The organism is Bacillus sp. GMs2/2 (assembly GCF_050172095.1).
Classification (GTDB): Bacteria; Bacillota; Bacilli; order Bacillales; family Bacillaceae_G; genus Bacillus_A; species Bacillus_A cereus.
Genome location: NZ_JBNLYE010000787.1, coordinates 1 through 360, shown reverse-complemented (window position 1 = coordinate 360; position 360 = coordinate 1). Strand labels below are relative to the sequence as shown.

Here is a 360-nt window from a genome sequence, read left to right as displayed (position 1 = left end):
GTAATGGAATCTTTCCATAAATTGATCAAAATCATATGGAAATTGTTTATTTGCCCCTAAGCAGCCTAAATAAATGATTTTTTGTATCTCAACTTCATTGAAACCCTGCAAAGAATCACTATCGATTTCATTTGGATTTGCATTCGCCAAGTCTTTCATTTTGAATAAACTTTGCATGAGTGACTGCTCAATTAATCCTAAACTTTGTCCCCTTTGCATCGCATGATTTGTAATAAAGCAAGGAACTGTTTGGTGATTTTTTTCTATTGCCTTAAACTGCCCATCTACATTTACAACTTCTACTTCTTTTAATTTTACAATCTCGACTCTCATAGATTACTTGTCCCCTTTTATTATTTG

The 360-nt window shown here is 32.5% G+C and carries 1 protein-coding gene; it reads right to left on the bottom strand.

Features of this window, described 5'->3' with window-relative positions:
• Positions 1-333 (bottom strand): hypothetical protein (locus tag ACQGS6_RS29535; RefSeq protein ID WP_426966118.1); only part of this gene is annotated, 333 nt, incomplete at its 3' end.
• Positions 334-360: the final 27 nt, after the last annotated feature.